At 59.0% G+C, this 23,644-nt stretch carries 21 protein-coding genes and 2 pseudogenes; 14 read left to right on the top strand and 9 right to left on the bottom strand.

Annotated elements, in window-relative coordinates:
- The first annotated feature begins 73 nt into the window (after positions 1-73).
- From fdhD to ACYZTZ_RS29365, 3 genes are all read left to right on the top strand, one after another.
- Entirely contained in the window at positions 74-913 is an 840-nt protein-coding gene (gene fdhD, locus ACYZTZ_RS29375; protein ID WP_046045514.1) for a formate dehydrogenase accessory sulfurtransferase FdhD, read from the top strand.
- Complete coding sequence (locus ACYZTZ_RS29370) at positions 910-3,258, top strand: FdhF/YdeP family oxidoreductase (RefSeq protein WP_462000454.1); 2,349 nt, start codon at positions 910-912, stop codon at positions 3,256-3,258. Before fdhD ends, ACYZTZ_RS29370 begins: the two co-directional genes overlap by 4 nt.
- A 248-nt stretch (positions 3,259-3,506) precedes the next feature.
- Positions 3,507-3,992 (top strand): glycine zipper domain-containing protein, encoded by a 486-nt coding sequence (locus ACYZTZ_RS29365; protein ID WP_462000453.1) that lies wholly within the window; start codon positions 3,507-3,509, stop codon positions 3,990-3,992.
- A gap of 69 nt (positions 3,993-4,061) precedes the next feature.
- Here ACYZTZ_RS29365 and ACYZTZ_RS29360 read toward each other — a convergent pair whose 3' ends face one another.
- The 4 genes and pseudogenes from ACYZTZ_RS29360 to ACYZTZ_RS29345 form a co-directional block, all read right to left on the bottom strand.
- On the bottom strand, positions 4,062-4,481 hold the full coding sequence (locus tag ACYZTZ_RS29360; protein ID WP_403139267.1) for an acyl-CoA thioesterase: 420 nt from the start codon (positions 4,479-4,481) through the stop codon (positions 4,062-4,064).
- A gap of 36 nt (positions 4,482-4,517) precedes the next feature.
- Positions 4,518-5,744 carry a 3-hydroxyacyl-CoA dehydrogenase gene (locus ACYZTZ_RS29355; RefSeq protein WP_462000452.1) on the bottom strand — a complete coding sequence of 409 codons (1,227 nt, stop codon included), beginning with the start codon at positions 5,742-5,744 and terminating at the stop codon, positions 4,518-4,520.
- 102 nt (positions 5,745-5,846) lie between these two features.
- Positions 5,847-7,781, bottom strand: a complete 1,935-nt coding sequence (locus tag ACYZTZ_RS29350) for a RecQ family ATP-dependent DNA helicase (protein WP_462000451.1) — start codon at positions 7,779-7,781, stop codon at positions 5,847-5,849.
- 129 nt (positions 7,782-7,910) lie between these two features.
- A pseudogene (locus ACYZTZ_RS29345) lies at positions 7,911-8,422 on the bottom strand (polysaccharide deacetylase).
- Between the two features lie 308 nt (positions 8,423-8,730).
- Here ACYZTZ_RS29345 and ACYZTZ_RS29340 point away from each other — a divergent pair.
- The 6 genes from ACYZTZ_RS29340 to ACYZTZ_RS29315 all read left to right on the top strand — a co-directional run bounded on the left by ACYZTZ_RS29340 (position 8,731) and on the right by ACYZTZ_RS29315 (position 13,301).
- Positions 8,731-8,994 carry a hypothetical protein gene (locus ACYZTZ_RS29340; protein WP_462000450.1) on the top strand — a complete coding sequence of 88 codons (264 nt, stop codon included), beginning with the start codon at positions 8,731-8,733 and terminating at the stop codon, positions 8,992-8,994.
- A 101-nt stretch (positions 8,995-9,095) separates the two neighbouring features.
- Positions 9,096-10,223: a hypothetical protein gene (locus tag ACYZTZ_RS29335; protein WP_462000449.1), complete on the top strand. Its 1,128-nt coding sequence runs from the start codon at positions 9,096-9,098 to the stop codon at positions 10,221-10,223.
- A gap of 229 nt (positions 10,224-10,452) precedes the next feature.
- The gene (locus tag ACYZTZ_RS29330; RefSeq protein WP_462000448.1) at positions 10,453-10,749 is read left to right on the top strand and encodes a hypothetical protein; all 297 of its coding nucleotides are present in this window, start codon (positions 10,453-10,455) and stop codon (positions 10,747-10,749) included.
- Between the two features lie 233 nt (positions 10,750-10,982).
- The gene (locus ACYZTZ_RS29325; protein ID WP_462000447.1) at positions 10,983-11,336 is read left to right on the top strand and encodes a DUF1493 family protein; all 354 of its coding nucleotides are present in this window, start codon (positions 10,983-10,985) and stop codon (positions 11,334-11,336) included.
- A gap of 205 nt (positions 11,337-11,541) precedes the next feature.
- Positions 11,542-12,033, top strand: a complete 492-nt coding sequence (locus ACYZTZ_RS29320) for a helix-turn-helix domain-containing protein (protein ID WP_462000445.1) — start codon at positions 11,542-11,544, stop codon at positions 12,031-12,033.
- Complete coding sequence (locus ACYZTZ_RS29315; protein WP_462000444.1) at positions 12,030-13,301, top strand: type II toxin-antitoxin system HipA family toxin; 1,272 nt, start codon at positions 12,030-12,032, stop codon at positions 13,299-13,301. The genes ACYZTZ_RS29320 and ACYZTZ_RS29315 overlap by 4 nt, the downstream gene beginning before the upstream one ends.
- 75 nt (positions 13,302-13,376) lie before the next feature.
- Here the strand turns inward: ACYZTZ_RS29315 and ACYZTZ_RS29310 are convergent, their stop codons facing one another.
- Entirely contained in the window at positions 13,377-14,918 is a 1,542-nt protein-coding gene (locus ACYZTZ_RS29310) for a phosphoenolpyruvate carboxykinase (protein WP_462000443.1), read from the bottom strand.
- Between the two features lie 182 nt (positions 14,919-15,100).
- On the bottom strand, positions 15,101-16,003 hold the full coding sequence (gene hslO / locus ACYZTZ_RS29305) for an Hsp33 family molecular chaperone HslO (protein WP_046045501.1): 903 nt from the start codon (positions 16,001-16,003) through the stop codon (positions 15,101-15,103).
- Between the two features lie 104 nt (positions 16,004-16,107).
- Between hslO and ACYZTZ_RS29300 the strand changes: the two are divergent.
- A pseudogene (locus ACYZTZ_RS29300) lies at positions 16,108-16,257 on the top strand (phosphatase PAP2 family protein); the annotation flags it as partial.
- On the opposite strand, the gene ACYZTZ_RS29295 reads toward ACYZTZ_RS29300, so the two are convergent.
- Entirely contained in the window at positions 16,256-16,663 is a 408-nt protein-coding gene (locus ACYZTZ_RS29295) for an RNA-binding S4 domain-containing protein (RefSeq protein WP_223432625.1), read from the bottom strand. The pseudogene ACYZTZ_RS29300 and the gene ACYZTZ_RS29295 overlap by 2 nt on opposite strands.
- A gap of 216 nt (positions 16,664-16,879) precedes the next feature.
- Here ACYZTZ_RS29295 and rimB point away from each other — a divergent pair, with 216 nt between their 5' ends.
- The gene (rimB, locus tag ACYZTZ_RS29290) at positions 16,880-17,359 is read left to right on the top strand and encodes a retropepsin-like aspartic endopeptidase RimB (RefSeq protein WP_008149289.1); all 480 of its coding nucleotides are present in this window, start codon (positions 16,880-16,882) and stop codon (positions 17,357-17,359) included.
- Positions 17,356-18,261 (top strand): 30S ribosomal protein S6--L-glutamate ligase, encoded by a 906-nt coding sequence (rimK, locus tag ACYZTZ_RS29285; RefSeq protein WP_008149287.1) that lies wholly within the window; start codon positions 17,356-17,358, stop codon positions 18,259-18,261. Before rimB ends, rimK begins: the two co-directional genes overlap by 4 nt.
- A gap of 89 nt (positions 18,262-18,350) precedes the next feature.
- On the opposite strand, the gene ACYZTZ_RS29280 is transcribed toward rimK, so the two are convergent.
- Both ACYZTZ_RS29280 and ompR read right to left on the bottom strand, forming a co-directional pair.
- The gene (locus ACYZTZ_RS29280) at positions 18,351-19,664 is read right to left on the bottom strand and encodes an ATP-binding protein (RefSeq protein ID WP_008149285.1); all 1,314 of its coding nucleotides are present in this window, start codon (positions 19,662-19,664) and stop codon (positions 18,351-18,353) included.
- Between the two features lie 115 nt (positions 19,665-19,779).
- On the bottom strand, positions 19,780-20,520 hold the full coding sequence (gene ompR, locus ACYZTZ_RS29275; RefSeq protein WP_027922237.1) for an osmolarity response regulator transcription factor OmpR: 741 nt from the start codon (positions 20,518-20,520) through the stop codon (positions 19,780-19,782).
- Positions 20,521-20,881: 361 nt separating this feature from the next.
- Here ompR and ACYZTZ_RS29270 point away from each other — a divergent pair, with 361 nt between their 5' ends.
- Both ACYZTZ_RS29270 and ACYZTZ_RS29265 read left to right on the top strand, forming a co-directional pair.
- Positions 20,882-23,206 (top strand): Tex family protein, encoded by a 2,325-nt coding sequence (locus ACYZTZ_RS29270; protein ID WP_462000442.1) that lies wholly within the window; start codon positions 20,882-20,884, stop codon positions 23,204-23,206.
- Entirely contained in the window at positions 23,206-23,589 is a 384-nt protein-coding gene (locus ACYZTZ_RS29265; RefSeq protein WP_017335909.1) for a PaaI family thioesterase, read from the top strand. The genes ACYZTZ_RS29270 and ACYZTZ_RS29265 overlap by 1 nt, the downstream gene beginning before the upstream one ends.
- The last annotated feature ends 55 nt before the right edge of the window (positions 23,590-23,644 follow it).

Genomic DNA, 23,644 nt, shown 5'->3' with positions numbered 1-23,644 from the left:
CAGTATTAGCGATTAGACGCGACAAGTTGACGCGCCTAGGCTTAAAGCAGCCTAAACCGTCGGTGATAACCCCATGAACGCCAAGCGCCCTGCCTGCGCGGCGCCAGCCCTTGAAACGCCAGCGCCCGCCGCAAGCCAGACTTACAGTTACTGCGACCTTCAAGACACCGAATCAGCCAGCACCGCGCTGGCCGAAGAAGTCGCGTTGGCGATCGCCTATAACGGCATCAGTCAGGCTGTGATGCTCGTGACGCCAACGGACCTCGAAGACTTCATCGTCGGTTTCAGCCTTGGCAGCGGCATCATCGAAGACGCCTGCGATATCTATGACCTGCAACTCAGCGGCTCGGGTTCAGCGCAATACGCGCAAGTGACCATCGCCAACCGCGCCTTCTGGAACCTCAAGCAACAGCGTCGGCAAATGGCTGGCACCAGCGGTTGCGGGCTCTGCGGTGTGGAAGCGGTGGAACAGGCATTGCCAGACCTCAAGGTGTTGCCCGGAGCACCCTTGCCGCCCGCCGAATGGCTCGATGGTTTGCGTCAGCGCATCGGTGCGTTCCAACCTCTTGGCCAGTACTCCGGCGCGGTGCACGCCGCCGTGTTCATGAACAGTCAGGGCCAATTGCTGCTGGGCCGCGAAGACATCGGCCGACACAACGCCCTCGACAAGCTGATTGGCGGACTGATCCGTCAGAAGATCCCGACCACCGGCGGGCTGGTGATTGTCACCAGCCGTTGCAGTCTCGAATTGATCCAGAAAGTGTTGCGCGCAGGTATCCAGACCCTGGTCAGCCTGTCGTCGCCCACGGGCCTTGCCGTGCAATGGGCCCGACGCCACAACCTCAATCTCATCCACCTGCCGCAGAAAAGTGCGCCGCGGGTCTACAGCCCTGCGACGGAGAACCAAGCGTGAGTCAACATCGTCAAGCCGATCAGAAACCCGTCCCCCGCTACAAGCCCTACAAAGGCCCGGCCGGTGGCTGGGGCGCGCTGGCCAGCGTTGCCCGTGCCTGGCTGACCAGCGACAACGCGCTGAAAAACTTGCGCATGATGCTCAAGACCAACAAGAACGGCGGGTTCGACTGCCCCGGCTGCGCCTGGGGCGATTCCAATGAGGCCGGCATGGTGGCGTTCTGCGAGAACGGAGCCAAAGCAGTGAACTGGGAAGCGACCAAACGCCGTGTCGATGGTGCGTTTTTCGCCAAGCACAGCGTCAGTTCATTGCTGGAACAAAGTGACTATTGGCTGGAGTATCAGGGCCGTCTGACCGAGCCATTAAGCTATGACGCCGAAACCGATCGCTACAAGCCGATCAGCTGGGAAGCTGCGTTCTCCTTGATCGCCAAACATTTGCAGGGCCTGTCGAGCCCGGATCAGGCCGAGTTCTACACCTCGGGCCGCGCCAGCAACGAAGCGGCGTACCTGTATCAATTGTTCGTGCGTGCCTATGGCACCAATAACTTCCCCGATTGCTCGAACATGTGCCACGAGGCCAGCGGTGTGGCCATGGCGCAAAGTGTCGGCGTCGGCAAAGGCACCGTCACCTTCGACGACTTCGAACATGCCGACGCGATTTTTGTCTGGGGTCAGAACCCTGGCACCAACCACCCACGGATGCTCGAACCGCTGCGCGAAGCGGTGAAACGCGGCGCTCAGGTGGTATGCATCAACCCTTTGAAGGAGCGCGGCCTGGAGCGCTTCCAGCACCCGCAACACGCGATCGAAATGCTCACCAACGGCGACAAGCCGACCAACACCGCGTATTTCCGTCCGGCATTGGGCGGCGACATGGCGATCATGCGCGGCATGGCCAAGTTCCTGCTGCAGTGGGAGCGTGACGCACAGAAGGCGGGTGAGCCTGCCGTATTCGACCACGACTTCCTCAATGAACACAGTGTCAACGTGCTGGAATACCTAGGCATCGTCGACGACACCTCGTGGGAGCAGATCGTCGAACAATCCGGACTGACGCTGGTTGAAATCGAGCAAGCGGCGCGGATGTACGCCAAAGGCAAGAACGTGATCATGTGCTGGGCGATGGGCATCACACAGCACCGCCATTCGGTGGCGACCATCCAGGAAATCGCCAACCTGATGTTGCTGCGCGGCAACATCGGCCGGCCCGGTGCCGGTCTGTGCCCGGTGCGCGGCCACAGTAACGTGCAGGGTGACCGGACCATGGGCATCAACGAGCGTCCGCCGGTGGCGTTCCTCGATTCCCTGGAGCGTCGCTTCAAGTTCAAGGTACCGCGTGAAAACGGTCACAACGTGGTCGAGGCGATCCACGCCATGGCCGACGGCCGCGCGAAAGTCTTTATCGGTCTGGGCGGCAACTTTGCCCAAGCCACCCCGGACAGCTCACGGACCTTCCAGGCCCTGAGCAACTGCGACCTGACCGTGCAAATCAGCACCAAGCTCAACCGCAGCCATTTGGCGCACGGTAAAGACGCGTTGATCCTGCCGTGCCTGGGCCGCACCGACATCGACATCCAGACCGAAGGCCCGCAAGCGGTGACCGTCGAAGACTCGTTCAGCATGGTTCACGCCTCCAACGGCCAGTTGCAGCCGCTGTCGAACCAGATGCGCTCTGAGCCGTCGATCATTGCCGGCATCGCCGCCGCGACCCTGGGCAGCACACCGGTGGACTGGAACTGGCTGGTGGCCGATTACCGGCGCATCCGCGACCTGATCGCCGACACCATTGCGGGTTTCAAGGACTTCAACGAGAAGATCCAGAACCCGGGCGGGTTCTACCTCGGCAACAGCGCCGGTGCGCGCCGCTGGAATACCGCGTCGGGTCGCGCCAATTTTCGTGCGAACATCCTGCCTAAAGATCTGGTGCACGAACGCACTCGCGCCACCGGTGTGTTGCCGGACCTGATCATGCAGTCGATGCGCTCTCACGATCAGTACAACACCACGATTTATGGGCTTGATGACCGCTATCGCGGCGTGAAAGGTCAGCGTGATGTGTTGTTCGTCAACGAAGCCGACATCATTCGCCTGGGGTTCAAGCCGGGGCAGAAGGCTGACATCGTTTCGATCTGGGATGATGGCCGTGAGCGTCGGGTGAAGGGCTTCACGCTGCTGGCGTTTGATATCCCTGCCGGGCAAGCGGCGGCTTACTACCCGGAAGTGAATCCGCTGGTGCCGCTGGAAAGCACCGGGGATGGCAGCCATACACCGACGTCGAAGTTTGTGGCGATCCGGCTGGAAGCGGCGAGTGAGACCCAGCTCATCATGGCCAAGTCGGCCTGACCCTGATCGTTCCCACGCTCTGCGTGGAGCGATCATTGCGAACACTTTCCAAACGTCCACAAAAAAGGCCGTTTTGCATGAAAACAGCCTATCCGAAGTAGCTAAAGACCGGCGAAAAACACTTAAGTTCCGGCTAAAAAACAGTAACTTATAGAAATGTGCTCAAGTCGTGTTACTCGTCGGATTTCGATTGTCACAACCATGACACAGCCTCAGGATCGCGCCGTCATCCCCTTGAGGTTTCTCAAATGAAGTTCTCCTCGATTCTCTTGTTGTCCCTTGGCCTGGTCAGTGGCTTCGCTTCTGCTGGCGGCACCACCGAAGCTGGTGTGGGCGGCGCATTGGGCGGGGTTCTGGGCTCGGTCGTCGGTCAGTCATTAGGCGGCAGTACAGGTTCCACCATTGGCGCGGCCCTGGGCGGCGCGGGTGGTAGCGCCGTCGGCGCCGACAAACACAGCCGTGGCCAAGCCGCCATCGGCGGTGCGTTGGGCGCAGCAGGCGGTAACGTGGTCGGCCGCAGCATGGGCGGCACCACCGGCAGCCTGATCGGCTCCGCAGCAGGCGGCGGCGCCGGTGGCGCGCTGGGTAACTACATGGGCAACTCGAGCAACGACGACGATGATCGCCGTTCCTATCGTGGTGGCGATGATGATCGTCGCTACTACCGTGGAGGCCGCCATGATCGCGGCCACCATTACGGGCATCGCAAGCATCACCATCGCTATCGCGACTGAGGCTTGAATCGCCTCGCTTGCCGATGCATCAAAAAATCGCAGCCCAAGGGCTGCGATTTTTTTTGCCCGTCACACCACCAACCGCTCCAGCGCCCCGCGCAACCCGGCAGGAATCGCCACCGGCTGATTCGACGCACGATCCACAAACACATGCACGAAGCGCCCCGCCGCGCAGGCTTCGTCTTCCCCGGCCTTGAACACTGCCAGCTCGTATTGCACCGAGCTGTTGCCCAACTTGCCCACTCGCAAACCGATTTCTATCCGGTCAGGGAAGGCAATGGAAGCAAAGTAATCGCAGGCCGAACTCACCACAAAGCCAACTACTTCGCCATCATGGATATCCAGATCGCCGACTTCGATCAGGTAGGTGTTCACTGCCGTGTCGAAGAAGCTGTAGTAGGTGACGTTGTTGACGTGACCATAGGCGTCGTTGTCGTGCCAGCGGGTGGTGATGGGTTGGAAGTGGGGGTAGTCGGTGCGTTGATTCATGGGTCTCGCCTTGAGGATCGTTCGAACAGGTGAAGTCTACCGATCCGCAAACCCTTTACCCACCGCCGCCAGCTCCCCAATTAACCGCGCTGGCTTCCACTGATCACCCTGCTTCGTCTCAAGCGCCAGCAACCGCTGGTGAATATCCGCCAGCCCTTGCAGGTCCGCCCAAGCCATCGGCCCGCCCTTGTCCGCCGGGAAGCCGTAGCCATTGAGGTACACCAGATCGATGTCGTGCGCCGATTCGGCAATCCCTTCCTGAAGAATCTTCGCACCCTCATTGACCAGTGCCAGCAAGCAGCGCTCCAGAATCTCCTCAGGCCCGATCTCGCGACGCTGGAAGCCCAACCCTTCGCTAACCTTCAGCACCAGCGCATCGACTTCAACATCGTGCTCAGCCTGGCGACTGCCCGGCTCATAGTGGTAATAGCCATTGCCACTCTTCTGGCCGAAACGACCCAATTCGCACAGACGATTGTCCACCTGAACCTCAGGCGCATCCTGCCCTATGCCGGCCAACTGCCGAGCGCGCCACTCCAGATCGATGCCAACCACGTCGTACATGCGGAACGGCCCCATGGCGAAGCCAAAACCTTGCAATGCCGCATCGACCTGATAGGGATAAGCGCCTTCGAGCAACATCTTGCGCGCTTCGAGCACATACGGATGCAGCATGCGGTTGCCAATGAAACCGTGGCAGTTGCCCGACACCACACTGACCTTGCCCATGCGCTTGCCCAGTGCCAGAGCTGCCTCAAGCACCACCGGTAAAGTCTGGGCACCACGAACGATTTCCAGCAGTTTCATGATGTGCGCCGGGCTGAAGAAGTGCAGGCCCAGGACCTGTTGCGGACGGCCAGTGGCCGTGGCGATGGCGTCGATATCCAGCGCCGAGGTATTGCTGGCCAAAATCGCTTCAGGTTTGAGCAGACCGTCCAGCTCACGGAAGATTTTCTGCTTGAGCTCGAGGTTTTCGTACACCGCTTCGATGACCAGATCGACATCGCAAATCGCCGCGTAGTCAGCAGCTGCCGTTACCCGTGCTATGCGAGCGTCCGCTTCGGCCTGATCGATCCGTCCCTGACGCACGTTGTGGGCGTAGGTGTCCGCCACGGTAGCCAGCGCCTGCTCAAGCATCTGTGGATTGTTATCGACCCACTGCACCGGGACGCCGGCGTTGGCCAGGCACATGACAATGCCACGGCCCATGGTGCCGGCGCCAATGACGGCGGCGCGCTGAATATTGAACGGTGTCTGGCTCATAGTTGTTCTCTTGTTGGCGATCCAAAGACAGCCTTCACCATAGTCAGCCACCGCGCATTTTTGAAATTTATTCCTGTGATGAGCAACATTCAGCGGATGGATCTACGCCGGCAAATGCGCCTCGGCCCACGTCCGGACTTCGGCATACGGATAATCCTCCAGCGCCGCAAACCCGGGAATCGACCGTGCCTTGAGCTTGGTGAACAGCGGCACGCCGATCCCGCACAAAAACCGCGTCACGCGTTCCGCCGACGGAACGTTGCCGGTGTGCTGCTCGTGCCTGTGGATAAAGTCACCACACAATGCCTCGAAGTTTTTATCCACAAGCGCCGGTAATTCCGGTGGTGTCGGCAAGCGCGCCACATCCCCGTGACACACCGAACAATGCCCGCACTGCTGCGGCGCGTTTTCATCGCCGAAGTACTCGGCCAGGCGATAACCCAGGCAATGGTCCGTGGCGAACAGGTCCAGCATGGCGTGAATCCGCGCGATCTCGGTGCGCTCGTGCCGGGTGAAATAGGCGTGTAGCTCGGCGCTCAGGGCCTGGCTGTCGAAGTCCGTTTGCAGCAGGCTGTAGACCTCGGTCATTTGCTTGCTTTCGAGTTCGACCCAGCCCTTTTCCTGGAAATAATCCAGCGCCTTCACCACGCGATTACGCTCGGCCTGATGCTGCTCATACAGCGCGTCGAAATTCACCGTGGCCCAGGTCCGTGCGCGACTGGAGGTCTGGATGATCGCCGCGACGAAGTCCTTGCGCTCACCCTCGAAGAGGGTCAGCAAAGCCTCGGGTTCCTGCAAATATTTGAAGCGGTACTCGGCGTAATAGGCGTAACGCGGCGCAATGATTCCGCGCAGCTCCAACTGCACCAGCAAGGTCTTGAGCGGCAATTGGCGGATGTTGCTTTGGTCCGCCAACGGCCCCAACAGAAACTCCCACTGCCCCTCGGGCGCGGCGGCTTGCAACTCGTCGAGCACATAGCGGATGCCATCCAGCTCAGGCGTATCGCCGTAGACGAAGTTTTCCAGCACATTGAGGCTGTCGCGGTTGGCCAATACCAGGCAGTCGGATGGCTGCCCGTCACGCCCGGCGCGGCCGATTTCCTGGCTGTAGTTTTCGATGGATTTGGGCAGGTCGAAATGCACCACGTTGCGGATGTCGCTCTTGTCGATGCCCATGCCGAACGCGATGGTGGCAACGATGCAATTGGACTGCCCACCCATGAACCGGCGCTGGATTGCTTCGCGTTGTTCATGGGGCAAACCAGCGTGATACGCCTCGGCCTGAATGCCGTTGCGGTTCAGGTGTTCGGCGATATGCTCGGCGGTTTTCTGCAGGGTGACGTACACGATGCTTGGCTGGTCGGGACGCTGGCTCATCCATTCGACAAGGCGTCGGCGCTTGTCCTGGCCACGCACCGGTTCCACTAGCAGATTGAGGTTCGGCCGATAGAAGCCGGTGGTCACCACATCGTCGGGGGCGATGGCGAACTTGGCCTCCATGTCGGCGATCACTTTGGGTGTCGCGGTGGCGGTCAGCAGCAGCGCCTGAGGGATGTTGAACTGGCGCTGATAGTCAGGGAGCTTGAGGTAGTCGGGACGAAAGTTGTGGCCCCACTCCGAGATGCAGTGCGCCTCGTCCACCACCAGCAGCGAGATCGGCACCTGCTGCAAGAAATTGCGGAAACGCTCGTTCTTCAGGCGCTCCACGGAGATCATCAAAATCTTCAGCTCGCCAGACTTGGCCCGGGCCATTACGTCGCTGGCGTCATCGCGGCTCTGGGCCGAATCGATACTGCCCGCCGCAATGCCGTGGCGCTGCAGGAACGCCAGTTGATCCTGCATCAACGCCAGCAGCGGCGAGACCACCAGCGTCAGGTGCGGCAGCAGCAAGGCTGGCAATTGGTAACAAAGGGACTTGCCCGAGCCGGTGGGGAAAATTGCCGCCGCCGAACGCCCGGCCAACACCGCGCTGACCGCCGCTTCCTGGCCGGGCCGAAACTGTGGATAACCGAAAACCTGTTCCAGGGTGTTGTGCATAAGCTGTCACTCCGTTGACCGCTGCGAAGCCCAAAGCCTAGCCGGCAAACGCAGCGAGTCGAGAAAAGGTCGGGGACCAAAACGATACGGGATGATACAGCTTCGAACGATCGTCAGCAGACGATGAGGCTACGGCACCAACACCGCCACCCGCAGTTGCTCATTAAGCGCCTGCTCGTGAAACACCTGGCTCTTGCTCGCCCAAATGGCATGGGCCGGACTGATTTCGCCGGTGAACGCCGCCGCCAACTGACGCAAATCAGCGACACTTCGCACGCGGGGGCAGAAGGGTTCACCGTCGCAGTTCTGGCTGGCGCTGCGGTAGGTGGTCAGCAGCCGGTCCCACAGCCCGTCACGCACCTGCCTGACCGACTTGAGCTTCACATCCTGCACGCCCAGTCGTTGTTTCAGGCTCTGTTCGTCCAGCGCTTCGCTGGCCAGCAATGCCTTACCGAACATCAGCACTTCAGCACTTCAGCACGGAAAGCGGTGTCCATGCTCGCCTGACTGGTCAGCGCATCCGGCCAACCGGTGCGGTCCATATTGGCCAGGACCATCGAGTTGCCGGCGTCAGCAGCACCCGCCGCGCGACAAACCCCGGCCCACAGCAACAAAATCGAGGCCATACGTAGCCATTGCATACTTAATTCCCTTTAAGCGTGGGACGGACGTTTCGAAACGTCCTACTGATTCTGGCGCGCACCATACAGAGGTTTGCTGCGTTGCGCCTGACAAACCCGTAGGAAATTTGCCGTCTAAGGGTTTAGGCGTAAAAACCCTCGGGAAACGCGTAGGTTCGGTCCGAAAAGGCAGGTAAAACCCCTACAAAACCTGTCCATCGCGGCCATATTGCCGCACTGCGTCGCCACCTTCATAGTTTGCGGCGCGGCTGAAAACAGGGTGTCGACCTGCCGGCGAGACTGCCCGACTTCCTACAGGAATGACCTAAATGCAAGACCGCTACCGTCCACTCAAAACCAGCTACAGCGAAACACCCGTTCTGGTCATCGACACCGCCGCCAGCACGGGTGCCGTCCTCGACGCAGCGCACCAACGCCTGCGCGCAGCCAGCGATTTGCTCGAAACACTTTATTGTCTGTGCTTCAAACAGGCCGATGTTAAAGACATCCCTCATATAGTGAATGCTCTTTATTTACTAACGCAGGAGGGTTGCGAACTCCTGGAAGTTGCCAAACAAAAAATAGAATACTAAAACTTTAAACACACACTACAAACCCGGCAACAACTAACAACTTCACTATTTAAATAACCAACCCTAGTCTGCAAGCTCTTAAATCAAACAAGAGCACTACAATGACTACATTAACTATTTTCTTTTGCGGCACCGGCTCGACCAAATTCGACAGCCTGAACCCAACTTACTGGAATGGCGAACTGGTTTCGACACTGGCCTCCCATCATGCCGGCCGGGAGTTCGCCGAATGGATCGTGATCGACGGTCCGGGCACCAGCAACCTGCAAGCTGATGAGCTGTTTACCCAATCCAAAGGCTACGGCCTCAGCGGAACGTTGTTCGGCAACGGCTGGGAGGAGAACGTCAAGCACGCCATCAACATCATCAAAGGTCAGTGTGACTGGCAGCGTGAAAAGCTGACCGAGACCGAATACAACCGCCTCAAGGCTGCAGGCATTCCCATCGAAGACGTGATTGTCGAAGGCTCCTGGCTGTGGCGTAAATACAACTACGGCGACCGCAGTGTGACCCAGCAGAAGTTGCAAGAACAAATCATTAAAACATTTCGCAAGGACGGCGTTATTCCAACCAAGGTCAACTTGGTAGGCTGGAGCCGCGGCGGGATCAGTTGCCATATGCTGGCCAATGCCATGTTCAAGGACAGCGCACTGAAGAACATCCCGGTCAACATCTTTGCGATTGATCCGGTACCGGGCATCGGTAACTTTCAGGAAGACAAAGTAAAACTGAATGCCAACGTAAAAGAATACGTCGGCTTCTACGCCCGGGACGAGCGCTCCAAAGGCTTCAGCTGTGTCATCCCGCAAACCGCCACCGGCACCCGAACCCACATTTATCCCATGCCCGGCCGCCATGGCACGCTGGTTGGCAACGCCGCAGCAGACGGTGTCAGCGGCCCTAAAGCACTGTCCGAACCCGGTCTGATCGTCCGCCACTTTGCCGAAGTGTGCCTTAAGCGCTGGGGCGTGCCGCTGAACAAAACCCTCAACCTGGCCCCGGCCGACCTGCAGAACCACCACAACACCATGGTCAGCACCGCCGCGAAATACAAAGCGATGGAAAAGTGCTCGTACACCTACTTCACCGAACTGGACCAGGGCGAGCGCTACGTTTCGCTGGGCAGCAACGGGGTCAAGTTCTCGGCAGTGAAAGGCACGATCTATGCGCCGGCGACCGGGCTGACCACTGGCCTTCTGGATGTTGCTTCGTATCAGCATATTCGTTGAGGTGATGGGGCGCGGGATGATGGAAAGCGCGAGAAAATTCGTCGCGAAAATTCCTATAGAAAGGGCCTAGCCGAGGTTCGGCCCGATCCTACAAGCGGGGACTCTTTGTCGTCTATCGCTGCCCGGCTGCTCACACCTATAGTCGGGTTGTCGCTGCTAATTCAGCGACTCGGGCTTGGTCACTCGACAAAGAGAATGCTCATTCCCAATTAAGTAGAGGTGTTCTTCAGTGACCACATTAAATCCGTTTCCAAACCGCTACCGCCCCCTCCAAACAAACCTCACCGATTCCCCGCCCCTGATCATCGACACAGAGGCCAACCCTCAGGACATCCTCGAAGCCGCCCTCCAGCGCATCCGCGCTTCCAGCGACCTACTCAAAACCCTACATTGCCAATGCTTCAAAAACGGTGACGTGGAAGACATCCCGCATATCACCCACGCCCTCTACCTGTTGACTCAGGACGGTTGCGACCTACTGAAAGTCGCCCAACAACGCATGATGGGCTGGAAAGCACCAACCTGACGCCGAGCGAAGATCGTTCCCACGCTCTGCGTGGGAACGATCAAAACCCGGAGATAACCTTGAGCAGTTTTTTTGATGAGCTGATGGAAAGCGTGCAACAGATGGACGAGATCGTACGGGTTGAGTGCCAGCCTTCCCGCGAATTCCATGTTCGCAGCTCTGATCGACATCCAACGCACCGCAAAATCAGGCTTAATCCGTCTCACGAAATGGCCCTAAACAGAAGACGCCCCATGAACCTCGCCCCCAACTTCCCCGACGACCACACCATGCACCTGCTTATGCAGTTGCTACACGAAGAACTCGGGTTGCCCGAACGCAAAACCCTCAGCCTCACCACCTCGATCAATTTTGACCTGGGCTGCGACGGCGCCGATGCGCGAAACCTGATGGAAGCACTGGAAGAACAGTTCGCCATCGACTTCATCGACTACGACGCCTACCGCTACTTCCAACCGGAAGGGTTTGATGTGTTCCTCAAACGCCGAGCCAAAGGTCGTGGCGACAAAGCCCCACTGACCATCGGCATGCTTTACCAAGCGGTCAAGTTGCAACGGTGGGATACAAAAGCTCTGGAAGAGATCTAGCCGACCACTTAAGTGGCAATATTCTGGCTGTTTTTACCGATTTTAGCTGGAATAATGGCAGTTTCAATAATCCGCCTCCCACGTACATCTGGAGCGGCCGTACTGGCAGAGCGAGCCTTGCTACATGTTGGGGCAGCCCAGTAATTCACCACATAAGTGCTATTATTCTGGCAGTTAAAGCCTAAAAACGAAGGAATAATGGCACATGGCTAAGAAAACAGCGGCGCTCCTGCCAGCAGCAGCCAAGCTGCTCTCCGAGTTTGGCGAGCGGCTCAAACTCGCTCGGCTGCGCCGCAAGCTGACAGCCAAGCAGGTTGCCGAGAGGGCTGGCATGTCACTGACAACATTGCGCTCTCTAGAGTCAGGTGGATCAGGCGTGACAATGGGGGCTTATTTGTCAGTGATGCAGGTGCTGGGCTTGGAGAAAGACTTGAGCAAACTCGCCGCAGTGGATGAGCTGGGGCGCCAACTGCAAGACGCTCAATTAACCCCAAGAGCAAACCTCGCAGCCAGCAAACTCCAACGAGTACGCAGCGTAACGCCAGCGAAGGTATCGCCGCCTATTCGCGACAGAGAGATGGGGACATTCGAAAGTCCCTCTAAATCGGACCTTGGTGATGATTTCCCCTTGAACACTCACTCTTTATCCAGTTTGTTAACCAAGAAAGCCCCCAAACCTACGACGGGTAAAAAATGACACTGATCGCGGTGTATGCCGATTGGGAATCCTTGAACGGCCCAAGGCGTGTTGGGTTCCTCCATGCCCGAAAGGCTCGCTCCACGAACGTGTTTGAGTTTGAGTACGACACTGCTGCTCTGGCCGATCCCGAGTTGAACTTCACATCGCTGGATCCCCGAATCGGCCTCTTTGAGGGCCGGCAGTTCCCTGGCCAACATCAGACCCGGTTCGGCGTTTTTGCCGACTCAAGCCCGGATCGATGGGGCCAATTGCTGATGAAGCGGCGGCTGGAACGAGACATCCGTGACGGGGTGGCCCCTAAAGACACCAAGCTGTACGAGTCAGATTTCCTTCTAGGCGTTCATGACCTCTATCGGGTTGGAGCGATCCGCTACAAGCTCAATGACGAAGGCAATTTTCTGGATGATCGCGATGGGTTGGCAGCCCCACCCTTCGTCGAGTTGCGCGCGTTGGAGCAGGCAAGCCGAGCCCTGGAAAACGATCCGGACAACACCTCTCCCGATGGGCGCGAATGGCTGAGAATGCTGATAGCACCCGGTGGCTCACTGGGCGGAGCCAGACCCAAGGCCAGCGTCGCTGACGAGCATGGTCATTTGTGGATCGCAAAATTCCCGAGCACACGCGATGACTATGACGTCGGCGGTTGGGAAATGGTGGTGAATGCCTTGGCGAATCATTGTGGCTTGCGGGTCGCGACCGGCACTGCACGCCGTTTCGCGAGCGATCATCACTGTTTCATGGTCAAGCGTTTCGACCGCACCGAACAGGGTGGCCGACTGCATTTTGCTTCAGCAATGACCATGACCGACCGTGTTGACGGTGACGATGCATCGGTAGGCGCCAGCTACCTTGAGTTAGCAGAAGTGCTCATGAAGCACGGCTCGGAAACCAACGCAGATCTTCGCGAGTTATGGTCTCGGATCGTGTTCAACATCTTGGTCTCCAATACCGACGACCACCTGCGCAACCATGGTTTTATCCTCGACCCCGGCCGGGGATGGCGCCTGTCTGATGCCTACGACATGAACCCGGTAGCACACGCCGATGGATTGAAGCTCAACATCACAGACGCCGACAACGCACTGGATCTTGAACTTGCTCGCGAAGTGGCCGAATACTTTCGGATCAGTCGTGCGGATGCGGAAGAAATTATTGAAAGCTTCCAAGGAATCGTCAGCCAATGGCCAACGCTGGCGGGCGCAATCGGGTTATCAAAGCGTGAGCAAGACAATATGGCTCCGGCGTTTCGACTCTCTGGCAATTGACCTTCGTAATGCTCTTCTCTCGACCACAAAAAAGCCGCCCCAAGGGGCGGCTTTCTCATTCCATCAAACCAAATCTTACAACTTCGGCCCAGCAGCCTTGATCGCGTCGCTCACTTCAAACTTCTTGAAGTTCTCAACAAACAACCCAGCCAACGCCTTGGCAGACTCATCGTAAGCAGCCTTGTCAGCCCAGGTGTTACGTGGGTTCAACAGGCCAGTTTCAACGCCTGGCACAGCCAATGGCACGTCGAGGTTGATGGTGTCGAGGTGTTCGGTTTCAGCACCGATCAACGCGCCGCTCTGGATGGCTGCGATCACGCCACGAGTGGTCGGGATGTTGAAGCGTTTGCCGACGCCGTAGCCGCCGCCGGTCCAGCCGGTGTTGACCAGGTAGACCTTGGAGCCGAAGCCGCGGATGCGTTTGATCAGCAGTTCTGCGTATTCGCCAGCCGGACGCGGGAAGAACGGTGCGCCGAAGCAGGTGGAGAAGGTCGACTTGATGCCGCTGCCGGAACCCATTTCGGTCGAGCCCACCAGTGCGGTGTAGCCGGACAGGAAGTGGTAGGCCGCTTGTTCTTCGCTGAGGATCGAGACTGGCGGCAGTACGCCGGTCAGGTCGCAGGTCAGGAAGATCACAGCGTTTGGCTCGCCACCGAGGTTTTTCTCGGAACGCTTGGCGACGTGCTCCAGCGGGTAGGCGGCGCGGCTGTTCTGGGTCAGGCTGACATCAGCGTAATCGGCGTGCTTGGCGTCATCGATAACGACGTTTTCCAGGACTGCACCGTGCTTGATGGCTTTCCAGATGACCGGCTCGTTCTTCTCGGACAGGTCGATGCACTTGGCGTAGCAGCCGCCTTCGATGTTGAAGACAACGCCTTCACCCCAGCCGTGCTCGTCGTCACCGATCAGGTAACGGCTTTCATCGGCGGACAGGGTGGTCTTGCCGGTGCCGGACAGACCGAAGAACAGGGTCACGTCGCCCGCTTCGCCGATGTTGGCGGCGCAGTGCATTGGCAGTACGTCGGCAGCCGGCAGCAGGAAGTTCTGCACCGAGAACATGGCTTTCTTCATTTCACCGGCGTAACGCATGCCGGCGATCAGCACTTTCTTCTGAGCGAAGTTGAGGATCACGCAACCGTCGGAGTTGGTGCCGTCACGCTCTGGCACGCACTCGAAGTTGGCAACGTTGAGCACTTGCCACTCATCACGGCCAGCCGGGTTGTACTTTTCCGGGTTGATGAACAGGCAACGGCCGAACAGGTTCTGCCATGCAGTCTGGGTGGTCATCTTCACGGCCAGGTAGTGGTCTTCAGCCGCACCTACATGAACGTGGGAAACGAAATGTTCTTGCGCGTTGTTGAACGCTTCAACGCGGTCCCACAGGGCATCGAACTTGTCGGCCGGGAACTTGCGGTTGATCGGGCCCCAGGCGATGGAAGCCGAAGTGGACGGCTCGTCAACGATGAAACGATCGACTGGCGAGCGGCCGGTACGGTGACCGGTGCGAACAACCAGCGCGCCGGTATCGGCAAGCTCGCCCTCACCGCGACTCAGAGCTTCTTTTACCAGATCATCAACACTCAGATCGGTGTACACGGCGTTATTGGCTTGCGTCATGAGATTCCCCGTCGGCCAGTGGCCGAGTGTGCTCCAAACGTTTTGTAGTAGAAAGTCGTGCACTACTACCGCGACAAAAAGTGGGCCGGATTATGCCAGAAAAGCCCAAAAATAGTAGGGCCCTCCCGTCGTAACGGCGTTATTCCGGCACAAACCAGTGAATTTACCTGCGCTGAACCGTTTTAGTGACGGGTATCTGACGGCGTATCGACACCCGCTCCAGCGAACAATTGAGTGATATCGGCGGCGTCGAACAGGTAGCGTTCGTTGCAAAACTGACAGTCAATCTCAATGTTGCCGCCGTGTTCGATCACGAGCGACTGAGCATCTTCCAGACCCAAACTGACCAGCGCATTGGCAGAACGTTCGCGCGAGCAGCTGCAACGGAAGCGCAGTTTCTGCACATCGAACAGACGAACCTGCTCTTCGTGGTAGAGACGATGGAGGATGGTTTCGTTGTCCAGGCTCAGCAATTCATCGGCGGTCAGGGTGCTGCCCAGCGCGGTGATGTGCTGCCAGCTGGCGGCGCGTTCTTCTTCGTCTTTCAAACGATCAGCAGGCAGTTGCTGCAGCAACAGGCCACGGGCGCGACGACCATCGGCGTACAACCAGAAACGCGTGCCGACTTGTTGGGACATCACGAAGTAATTAGTGAAGCACTCCGACAGGGTTTCGCCATCGAGGTCGACGATACCCTGGTAACGCTGGCCCTGAGTCGGGTCGACGGTCAGCGCCAATACGCCATTGGGCATCAGGTCGGCGAGTGTTGCGTCGGGGGCGATCTGGTCGGCTTCGTATCGGGCCAGGCCACGGATTTCGCGCTCGCTGGAGCACTCGATCATCAGCAGCGGGATCGGGCCTTCGGAACGGGCCTGGAGAATCAGCAAGCCATCGAACTTCAAGGTGCCGACCAACAACGACGCCGCCGCCATCAGCTCGCCAAGCAGTTGTGCAACCGGCTCCGGGTACGGGTGTTTAGCGAGAACTTCGGCGTAGCTACGCTCCAACGCAACCAGCTCGCCGCGGGTGTCGCTGTCATCGAAGATGAAGCGTTGGGTGTAGTCGGTATCCGGTAAATCGGTCATAGGTCTGGGTATCTGAAGTAATGACAAAATGATTTCAAACAGTGAGAAATTGCGCCTCTGCGGCACCCTTTGGGTGCGCGATGTTCAGCCGTGAGCGGCATTTTATGAACAATCCGGGTTTGTTCCAAGCAAGGAGGAACCTCCGCCGGTTGGCTTTATGCAATTTCTTACCTCTGGCGCTGCTGGCCTTCTGGTTATGGCCTACGGGTCAGAGGCTGTGTGTGGTTTTCGACGAGTGGCACTTTCACTGGCTTACTCGTCGTTACTGCTTCCACGAAACTTGAACAAATCCCGTCGCTGCTTCTTGCTCGGCTTGCCATCAGTGCTCACGCCCAACGCACCAGCCTTACGCATGGCCGCAGCCGCCTCGCGCTTGGCGATGCTGGCGTCGGTTTCGGCGTAAAGCGCCTGAGCCTCTGGTGCGCCACGGCGTACAATCGACAGCGCCTGAACCACCACCGTGCGTTCCTCGAACCCTGCGCGAATCTGAAACTCGTCGCCGATCCTCGGCTCCTTGCCCGGTTTGCAGCGCTCGCCCCGGCAATGCACCTTGCCGCTTTCAATCGCCGCCTTGGCCAAGGCGCGTGTTTTATAAAAACGCGCGGCCCACAACCACTTATCGAGACGGACTTTGTCGTCCTCTTCGCTTTTTTGTGCCATGGAATTTCCTCATTCTGAAATATTGCTGAACTGTACTACCGTTTCTGTCGTGCCATGAATTACGCCGACTCGGATTACAATGCACACGTTCCAGTACCTCCCTTGAGGGCTGGAAATCCGGGCCGTAGATATCTGTCGCCTTTTACCCATTATTCTGCGTGAATACCGCGAATTCGGCCGCGTGCGGCCTGAGCGGTTTCTACCGGTTGAGCACTTTTGAAGACATTTGACCATTTGACCGTTGTCGGTCTGCGCGAGTGGGTGGCGCTCCCGGATTTGGGAGTCGCGGGCCTGCGCGCAAAAATCGACACCGGTGCCAGCACCTCCAGCCTGCATGCCACCGATATCGAACCGTTCGAGCGCGACGGGGAACAGTGGGTGCGCTTCACTGCTCACTTGGGCACGGTGGTGCAACTGCGTCACCGGCGCTGCGAAGCACCGCTGGTGACGATGAAAACCATTAAAAGCTCCAACGGCCACGCGCAGATGCGTTACGTGGTCAGCACCACCCTGGCCCTCGGTGATCGGGTCTGGCGGGTGGAGTTCACCCTCGCCTGCCGCAAGTCCATGCGTTATCGCCTGTTACTCGGTTCCAAAGCCTTGATCGACGGCCAGTTGGTGGTCAATCCGGGCATTAAATACGTACAAGACAAGCCGGTGTTCCCGGTATCTACCTCCTCCACAGGTGTTGCATGAAGATCGCTGTGCTGTCGCGGAACCCGCGTCTGTATTCCACCCGTCGTCTGGTCGAAGCCGGTACCGAGCGTGGCCATGAAATGGTGGTGATCGACACCCTGCGCGCCTACATGAACATCGCCAGCCACAAGCCGCAGATCCACTACCGCGGCAAGCCGCTGGAGGGTTTCGATGCGGTGATCCCGCGGATTGGCGCGTCGGTGACGTTTTATGGCTGCGCGGTGTTGCGTCAGTTCGAAATGATGGGCGTTTTTCCACTCAATGAATCGGTGGCCATCGCCCGCTCGCGGGACAAACTGCGGTCCCTGCAATTGCTGTCGCGCCGAGGAATCGGTTTGCCAGTCACCGGTTTTGCGCACTCCCCGGATGACATTCCCGACTTGATCGAGATGGTCAACGGTGCGCCGCTGGTGATCAAGGTGCTGGAAGGCACTCAGGGCATCGGCGTCGTGCTGTGTGAAACAGCGACAGCGGCGGAGTCGGTGATCGAGGCGTTCATGGGCCTGAAGCAGAACATCATGGTTCAGGAATACATCAAGGAGGCCGGCGGGGCGGACATTCGCTGCTTCGTAGTGGGCGACAAGGTGATCGCGGCAATGAAACGACAGGCGAAGCCGGGGGAGTTTCGCTCCAACCTGCATCGCGGCGGTAGCGCCAGCCTGATCAAGATCACGCCGGAAGAACGCATGACGGCGTTGCGCGCGGCGAAGGTCATGGGGTTGGCGGTCGCTGGTGTGGATATCCTGCGCTCCAATCACGGGCCGCTGGTGATGGAAGTGAATTCGTCGCCTGGGCTTGAAGGGATTGAAACCACCACCAGCAAGAACGTGGCGGGGATCATCATCGAGCACCTTGAGAAGAATGGTGGGCCGAATATGACGCGCACCAAAGGCAAGGGCTAAAAGCGAAAAGATCGCAGCCTGCGGCAGCTCCTACAGAGTACGCATTCCCATGTAGGAGCTGCCGCAGGCTGCGATCTTTTTTTCGGCCGTTACACAGCGTCTCTAGGCAACATAAGCCCAAGCGGCAACCGCACTCGCGCTTCCAGCCCGCCACCAGACCGATTGCGCAATTCAACATTCCCGCCATGCATCGAAGCAATCCGCTTCACGATCGCCAAGCCCAACCCGGTCCCCTTCCCGCCCCGGGCTCGATCACCCCGAGTAAACGGGTTGAAAATCGCCTCCAGCTCCGACGGATCAATCCCCGCCCCACGGTCCATGACACTCAGCACCACATACGGCGCGCTGGTATCGCCGGACACATAAGCCGCCACCTCTACCCCGCTGCCCGCGTGATGCAAGGCGTTGCCAATCAGGTTGTTCAGCAGCCGCTTCATCGACACCCGACGCAATGGAAACGGCTGAATCGGCTCCAGGCGCAAGCGCACTTTCTCTTCATTCTGGTTGTACGGCGCCGCGACTTCGCGCACCAGATCGCTCAAGTCCACCTCTTCCACCGACTCGTCACGACCATCGCGTATGAACGCCAGGAACTGGTCGAGGATCGCGTCCATGTCTTCGATGTCACGGACCATGTCGTCGGTCAGGTCGCTGTGGTCGCCCATCAGCTCCAGAGACAACCGCAAACGGGTCAGCGGCGTGCGCAAGTCGTGGGACACCCCGGCCAGCATCAGTTCACGCTCACGCCCCGCCTGTTCGACGTCTTCCGCCATCTGGTTGAAGGCGCGGTAAACCTCGGTCATTTCACTTGGCGTGTCGCTGATCGGCAGGCGCACACTGCGGCCCTGGCCGAGTTGCCTCGCGGCATAGACCAGACGTTTCAATGGCTGATTGAGCTGGCTGACGAAGATCCACGCCGAGGCGGTGGACAGCAGACCGATAGCGAGGAACCAGCCGAGCACGTTCCAGATTTTCTGGCCGCGCAACGGATGCGGGTAAAGCGGCACTTTCAGCCAGCCATCACCCAGGCTTGGCGCCCGAACCCACAGGGCCGGCGGCGAGTGCATACGCAATCGGACTTCGGTGTCGGCACCCAGCTCCGCCTGCATCTGCCGCTGATAGATCTCGCTGTAAGGCCAGTGTTGCTCACCTTCCGGCACGCCAGCGCCCACTACCCGGATCAGGGTCGCGGCATCGGCAATCTTCGTGCGGTTCTCTTCATCGGCCGCCCAATAGGCGCGTAGCGTCAGGGCGACGCCGTGGCTGTATTGGCGGTCCACCAGCACGTCTTCGTTCATCAACAGATAAACCAGGGTCAGCGCCTTGGAGAACAGGACGACGATCAGCACCAGCCAAAGGGTGCGGGAGAAGAAGCTCTGGGGGAACCAAACGGGGGTTTTCATGGATAACCGCTACACACTTGCAGGAGCGAGCGATGCTCGCATATTGCGGATCACGAGTCTGCGAGCAAGGTCATCTGACCCGTTGCCCGCAAGACCCGCTCCTACAAATCGCCGATCACTTGGTGGCGGCGCCATCCGGAACGAACACGTAACCCACGCCCCAGACTGTCTGGATGTAACGCGGTTTGGACGGATCGGGCTCGATCATCCGGCGCAGACGGGAGATCTGCACGTCGATGGAACGCTCCAGGGCATCCCACTCGCGGCCACGGGCCAGGTTCATCAGTTTGTCGCGGGTCAGTGGCTGACGCGCGTTCATGACCAATGCCTTGAGCACCGCAAACTCACCGGTGGTGAGCATGTGCACTTCGTCGCCGCGCTTGAGTTCGCGAGTCGCCAGGGACAGCTCATAGTCACCGAAGGTCACGCTTTCGTCTTCGCTTCCCGGTGCGCCCGGCACAGGAGTCGACTGACGGCGCAGGACGGCTTTGACACGCGCCATCAGCTCATCCGGGTTGAACGGCTTGGCCAGGTAATCGTCGGCGCCCAGTTCGAGGCCCTTGATGCGGCTCAGCTCATCGCCCTTGGCGGTGAGCATGATGATCGGGATCTGATTGTTCGCGGTGCGCAGGCGGCGGCAGGCGGTCAAGCCGTCTTCGCCGGGCAGCATCAGGTCGAGGACGACCAGGTTGAACACTTCACGCGCCAGCAGGCGATCCATTTGTTCCGTGTTCGGTACGGCGCGGGCGCGATAGCCCTTGCTGACGAAAAACCGTTCCAGCAGGCTGCTCAGCCCTGGATCGTCGTCAACAATAAGAATTTTTTCGCCTTCAGCAATGTTTGCAGTGCTGCTCATTAGATGCTCCTTTGATCTCGGCGCGCATTATGGCGTAGCTGCCGTTATACGCACCGTGTGCATTGTTAGCAGATTTTTCCTTGATCGCCAGAAATCCGGGCTTTATGCCTACAGCCTGCGATGCCCCCGAATGACAGAACGCTGGTTATAATGCGCGGCCTTTTGTGTCAGGCAACGTCTGATCATTACTGTAGGTGGCCGTTTTTTATTTTCATGGCGCCGGCAGTAATTGTTCGATTTCACGGGTCAACGGGATACCTGTTGATCCAGGTAGCGGCGCAGGCCAGGCCGCTCAACCAGACTCGCCGAGCCCTTATCTCTGCGCCTGCGAGCCTGCTTTCACAATTTGTCAGGTGGTTTTATGGACAGCATCAACAGCCGCATCGCCGAGGAACTCGGTGTACGCCCACAACAGGTCGAAGCGGCCGTCGCGCTACTCGATGAAGGCTCCACGGTGCCCTTCATCGCCCGCTACCGGAAAGAAGTGACCGGCAGCCTCGATGACATCCAGTTACGTCATCTGGAAGAGCGTCTGCGCTACCTGCGAGAACTCGACGAACGGCGTATCAGCATCCTTGCCAGCATCCAGGAACAAGGCAAGCTGACCCCGCAACTTGAACGCGACATTAAGCTCGCCGACACCAAAACCCGCCTCGAAGACTTGTACCTGCCGTACAAGCAGAAGCGCCGCACCAAGGGCCAAATCGCCCTGGAAGCTGGCCTCGGCGAGCTGGCCGACGGCCTGTTCAACGACCCGACCCTGACGCCAGACGCTGAAGCCGCGCGCTTCATCGATGCCGAAAAAGGCGTCGCCGATGTGAAGGCTGCCCTCGAAGGCGCCAAATACATCCTGATGGAACGCTTCGCCGAAGACGCCGGCTTGCTGGACAAGCTGCGCAGCTACCTCAAGCAAGAAGCGACTCTGAGTGCCCGCGTGATCGCCGGCAAGGAAGAGGAAGGCTCCAAGTTCCGCGACTACTTCGAACACGACGAACCGTTGAAAAGCATGCCGTCGCACCGCGCGCTGGCGATTTTCCGTGGCCGCAACGAAGGCATTCTGAGTTCGGCGCTGAAAGTCGGCGACGAACTGCCGGGCACCATGCACCCGTGCGAAGGCATGATCGGCCAGCAATTCGGCATTCAGAACCAGAACCGCGCCGCCGACAAATGGCTGGGCGAAGTGGTGCGCTGGACCTGGAAGGTCAAGCTCTACACCCACCTCGAAACCGACCTGCTGGGCGAACTGCGCGATGGCGCGGAAACCGAAGCGATCAACGTGTTTGCGCATAACCTGCACGACTTGCTGCTGTCGGCACCGGCTGGCCCGCGTGCCACATTGGGCCTCGACCCGGGTCTGCGCACCGGTTGCAAGGTGGCCGTGGTCGACTCCACCGGCAAACTGCTGGATCACGCCACGGTTTACCCGCACGTGCCGCACAACAAATGGGACCAGACCATCGCGATTCTGGCGGCCCTGTGCGCCAAGCATGCAGTGGACCTGATCGCCATCGGCAACGGCACCGCCAGCCGCGAAACCGACAAGCTGGCCGCTGAGCTGATCAAAAAATACCCAGCCATGAAGATGACCAAAGTCATGGTCTCCGAGGCCGGCGCATCGGTTTACTCGGCGTCGGAACTGGCTTCGAAAGAATTCCCGGACCTCGACGTGTCGATCCGTGGCGCGGTGTCGATTGCCCGTCGCCTGCAGGACCCACTGGCTGAGCTGGTGAAGATCGATCCGAAATCCATCGGTGTCGGCCAGTACCAGCACGACGTGTCGCAGCTGAAACTGGCGCGCGGCCTGGACGCTGTGGTCGAAGACTGCGTGAACGCCGTGGGCGTCGACGTGAACACCGCCTCCGTGGCGCTGCTGGCCCGCATCTCCGGTCTCAACGCGACCCTGGCGCAAAACATCGTCAGCCACCGCGACGAGCACGGCGCGTTCAAAACCCGTGCGGCGTTGAAGAAAGTCGCTCGTCTGGGCGAGAAAACCTTCGAACAGGCCGCTGGCTTCCTGCGTGTCATGAACGGCGACAACCCGCTGGATTCGTCTGCGGTTCACCCGGAAGCCTATCCGCTGGTCCAGCGCATCGCTGCTGAGACCGACCGCGACATTCGCTCGCTGATCGGCGACGCCAGCTTCCTCAAGCGTCTTGATCCGAAAAAGTACACCGACGAAACCTTCGGTCTGCCAACGGTCACCGACATCCTGCAAGAGCTGGAAAAACCTGGCCGCGATCCACGTCCCGAATTCAAGACCGCCGAGTTCCAGGAAGGCGTCGAAGACCTCAAGGACCTGCAGCTGGGCATGATCCTCGAAGGCGTGGTGACCAACGTGACCAACTTCGGTGCATTCGTCGACATCGGCGTGCATCAGGACGGTTTGGTGCACATCTCTGCGCTTTCGGAGAAGTTCATCAAGGATCCGCGTGAAGCGGTGAAGGCCGGCGACGTGGTGAAAGTGAAGGTCATGGAAGTTGACATCCCGCGCAAACGCGTGGGCCTGTCGATGCGCATGAGCGACACGCCGGGCGAGAAAATCGACGGTGCCCGTGGTGCACGTCCGGGTTCGGCGCCACGCCAGTCCCAGAACACCGCGCCGCGTAAAGAAACCACGGCGGCGGCCCCGGCCAACAACGCCATGGCTTCGCTGTTCGCCAACGCCAAGCAGTTGAAGAAACGCTGATGGACATCCCGGCCGGGCTGACCGAAAGCGCTTTTTTCAAGTTGCTGGGGTGTCGCTTGCACAGTCTGGAAGCCGGGGTGGCGCAAGTCGCCCTGGCGCTGGAACCAGAACTGCGCAATCGCGGCGGCAAGCTGCACGGCGGGGCCTTGTTCAGTCTGGTGGACATTGCCATGGGGCTGGCCTGTTCCAGCACCCATGGTTTTGACCAGCAGAGCGCGACCATCGAGTGCAAGATCAACTACATTCGCGCCGTCGCAGACGGTGAAGTGATGTGCACGGCGCGGGTGATCCACCCGGGCCGGCGCACGCTGGTGGTCGAAGCCGACGTGATGCAAGGCGACAAACTCGTCGCAAAAGCACAAGGCACGTTCGCTGTCCTGTAGCTAGTGATCATCAATTTGAGTTAATTTCGGCGCTATGACCGCAGCGTCGGAGTTT

Source organism: Pseudomonas sp. LB3P58 (assembly GCF_054897895.1).
This window is presented reverse-complemented; position numbering and strand designations above follow the sequence as displayed.

Coding starts and splice junctions, on each gene's coding strand:
- ACYZTZ_RS29310 (WP_462000443.1), bottom strand. CDS start 14,918: ATGACGCAAGCCAATAACGCCGTGTACACCGATCTGAGTGTTGATGAT.
- ACYZTZ_RS29315 (WP_462000444.1), top strand. CDS start 12,030: ATGACACTGATCGCGGTGTATGCCGATTGGGAATCCTTGAACGGCCCA.
- rimK (WP_008149287.1), top strand. CDS start 17,356: ATGAAGATCGCTGTGCTGTCGCGGAACCCGCGTCTGTATTCCACCCGT.
- ACYZTZ_RS29360 (WP_403139267.1), bottom strand. CDS start 4,481: ATGAATCAACGCACCGACTACCCCCACTTCCAACCCATCACCACCCGC.
- ACYZTZ_RS29295 (WP_223432625.1), bottom strand. CDS start 16,663: ATGGCACAAAAAAGCGAAGAGGACGACAAAGTCCGTCTCGATAAGTGG.
- ACYZTZ_RS29355 (WP_462000452.1), bottom strand. CDS start 5,744: ATGAGCCAGACACCGTTCAATATTCAGCGCGCCGCCGTCATTGGCGCC.
- ACYZTZ_RS29270 (WP_462000442.1), top strand. CDS start 20,882: ATGGACAGCATCAACAGCCGCATCGCCGAGGAACTCGGTGTACGCCCA.
- ACYZTZ_RS29340 (WP_462000450.1), top strand. CDS start 8,731: ATGCAAGACCGCTACCGTCCACTCAAAACCAGCTACAGCGAAACACCC.
- ACYZTZ_RS29320 (WP_462000445.1), top strand. CDS start 11,542: ATGGCTAAGAAAACAGCGGCGCTCCTGCCAGCAGCAGCCAAGCTGCTC.
- ACYZTZ_RS29350 (WP_462000451.1), bottom strand. CDS start 7,781: ATGCACAACACCCTGGAACAGGTTTTCGGTTATCCACAGTTTCGGCCC.
- ACYZTZ_RS29325 (WP_462000447.1), top strand. CDS start 10,983: ATGAACCTCGCCCCCAACTTCCCCGACGACCACACCATGCACCTGCTT.
- ACYZTZ_RS29335 (WP_462000449.1), top strand. CDS start 9,096: ATGACTACATTAACTATTTTCTTTTGCGGCACCGGCTCGACCAAATTC.
- ACYZTZ_RS29365 (WP_462000453.1), top strand. CDS start 3,507: ATGAAGTTCTCCTCGATTCTCTTGTTGTCCCTTGGCCTGGTCAGTGGC.
- ompR (WP_027922237.1), bottom strand. CDS start 20,520: ATGAGCAGCACTGCAAACATTGCTGAAGGCGAAAAAATTCTTATTGTT.
- fdhD (WP_046045514.1), top strand. CDS start 74: ATGAACGCCAAGCGCCCTGCCTGCGCGGCGCCAGCCCTTGAAACGCCA.
- hslO (WP_046045501.1), bottom strand. CDS start 16,003: ATGACCGATTTACCGGATACCGACTACACCCAACGCTTCATCTTCGAT.
- ACYZTZ_RS29265 (WP_017335909.1), top strand. CDS start 23,206: ATGGACATCCCGGCCGGGCTGACCGAAAGCGCTTTTTTCAAGTTGCTG.
- ACYZTZ_RS29280 (WP_008149285.1), bottom strand. CDS start 19,664: ATGAAAACCCCCGTTTGGTTCCCCCAGAGCTTCTTCTCCCGCACCCTT.